The following is a 2384-nucleotide window of genomic DNA, read 5'->3' on the forward strand; positions in this document are numbered from 1 at the left end:
ACAATCGCAGGCACAGCGACAGCTTTTTCGTTGCGGCTTCGCCTTCACTACAAAGCTGCGCGTGCTGCGGGCGTTAAACGGAATTACCTATGTTCGTCAGTAAAAAAGAACGCCTGTTATCGGCTGCAATACCGGCTTTTTTATTCGCATCGAATTACATTTCTGTATGGCTTCTATTAGTTACCCCAGCAATACTGTACTTTGTCTTCAGAAAACGCTCACTTAACTTCGCAAGCCTCACCGCCCTAAAAATATTCGATCTTACAATATCAATACTATTACTTGTCTTGGCGCTTGGATTAATAAATTCCGCCTTATTAATTGTAGCCAGAGACGGAGAGTTTACTATTCCAATAATATCTAGCGGCCTATCAAAAACAATAATCATGCTAATATCAGCAGGCTACTATCTAGTAAGTCTTATATTTTTCTTCATATTTTCATTGCGTGGAAAAGAATTTAACGCACCTGTATCAATAAAAATATTTGAAACATTAAGAGGTAAGCGTGCAGTTAACATCTAACAACTGGTTCAAACCGTTCGCTGCGCTCACTGGGACGGGCTAAAGCCGCCCCTTAACCAAACGTTAATAGGCTTATAGGGCTATTTGAGCATGTCTGAAACAGAGATAGCGGCGATGATAGTACTTTTCACAGGGGCAATACCTTGTGGGGTACTCGGCTATCTTGTCGCATTCAAGCAGAAGCGAAAGCTCATTGCTGGATGGGATGAATCTAAGGCCAAAAATCCTCAGGCATTCGCCGCTGTTGTGGGTTGGAGCCTTATTGTTCTGGCCTTTGCGCTGATGGTTGTGACAGTTTCGTGGGCTCTTGGGTTTTTATCAGAGTCAGAATTTGCTTTCCTACTCGTTGCGGTGGCCTTTATCCCAATACTGGGCCTGCTTTACGCAAGGCAGAAGTTTGGAGGTTAAGCCTATTAACAAGTCACTGCACGGGACCACTTCTCCGCCGCTCCGCGGCTACAAACCGGCCCATGAGTTCACACGTTATGTTTAGCATGGAAAAAATCCTAGGCGTGCTCGCAATCCTGTCGCTACTCTTTGGAGCCGTGTGGCTGTTCCTGACTATGTATGTGCTTCATTCCTCGGAGCAGAAGCATGGAAGAGTTAAAGGCTGGCTTCAGTTTTGGCCCTTTTACGCAGAAATGAAAATAAACTACCCCGCTAGTAGTCGGGCGGGTCGGTTGCTTTCGCTGGCGTCGCTTATCCTGGTACTCCCATGGCTTGCCGTAAAAACGTTCGGTGGAAGTTAGGATGTTAGGTGGCAAACATAACAATCGGCAGCACAGTGACCGATTCTCCGCCGCTCCGCGGCTACAAATCGGCACGTGTGCCGGGCGTTATGTGTAAATAGAGCATGGAGAAATTTCGAGTAAGACCTGGGTACAAATCGAAAGAGCTTTTAGTGGAGTTCTGGGGAGAGCATCGTGGCGCCAGCTTCCCTGATGTACAGAGCATTCTCGCTCAAGGGCTGCATGCTAAGCCTGCGCGACACCCATCCCTAGACGCAGCTGCTATCGCAATAGCTACGGATGAATTTGTTTCATTTTGGCGGTATGAAAATGGTGAATATGAACTGGATGATGATATATGGGCTTTTTTCATTCTTGCGCCTGAAAATAATGTTCAAGTAATTGCTGACATCGAGCGTGTACTGCTAGCAAGCGGCGAGTTCACGAAGGAAGAGGCTGATTTCAGTGAGTACACATAACCAAGCCATTAAATACGCTCCCTGCGGTCGCCGGACGCTCGTTCCTCGCGCCGTTTATGGCGGGCGTTATAAATCATGAAAAAATTTCTTCAAATATCAGGCATTATTTTTTGGATTCAGATCACTCTGATCATTATTTTCTTGATTTTCGCGACCCTCAGCTCATCAAAATATTACGATGAGCTAGCTATTTTTAGCCGCTCGCTACAAGCAGAAATATTCGATGAGCGTGACTGGACCAAATTAGAAGAGTATTTTGCTGAACCAATAATAAACGAGCTGAATACTGCTGACTATATAGTTAAGGCTCTGGATTCTGAAGGCAAATTGCTAGGCTGTGAATTTGAATCTTCTATAACTTCGTCATTTAATGAAACGGTTGCCGACACAACAGCGAGCTGCCGATATGAGGAGAACTCCTATCTATTCAGTCTTAGTATTTTGCGCAACGAGAATTCTTGGATAGTCACGAAGGCCAGAGTCACAAGTGATGCCTTTAAGATCGGGTTATAACAATTCGCTTTTGTCGGACAATTTCTCCACCGCTTCGCGGCTACAAAATTGCCGCAAAGCTCCGCGTTATAGGTAATCAGATGGATCAGGCTCAGGAGGCAATAATCTCAATGATTAGAGAGGCCGTTAGATCTAATCGC

4 protein-coding genes are annotated in these 2384 nt (G+C 45.3%); all 4 read left to right on the top strand.

The window, feature by feature from the left end; genetic code table 11:
* Positions 1-89 precede the first annotated feature (89 nt).
* The 4 genes from FZF01_RS19220 (at position 90) to FZF01_RS19235 (ending at position 2244) form a co-directional block, all read left to right on the top strand.
* The gene (locus FZF01_RS19220) at positions 90-524 is read left to right on the top strand and encodes a hypothetical protein (RefSeq protein ID WP_150279444.1); all 435 of its coding nucleotides are present in this window, start codon (positions 90-92) and stop codon (positions 522-524) included.
* 90 nt (positions 525-614) lie between these two features.
* Positions 615-932, top strand: coding sequence for a hypothetical protein (locus FZF01_RS19225; RefSeq protein ID WP_150279445.1), 318 nt, complete (start codon positions 615-617; stop codon positions 930-932).
* A gap of 445 nt (positions 933-1377) precedes the next feature.
* On the top strand, positions 1378-1731 hold the full coding sequence (locus FZF01_RS19230) for a hypothetical protein (RefSeq protein ID WP_150279446.1): 354 nt from the start codon (positions 1378-1380) through the stop codon (positions 1729-1731).
* Between the two features lie 75 nt (positions 1732-1806).
* On the top strand, positions 1807-2244 hold the full coding sequence (locus FZF01_RS19235) for a hypothetical protein (RefSeq protein ID WP_150279447.1): 438 nt from the start codon (positions 1807-1809) through the stop codon (positions 2242-2244).
* Positions 2245-2384 lie beyond the last annotated feature (140 nt).

The organism is Halopseudomonas salina (assembly GCF_008641105.1).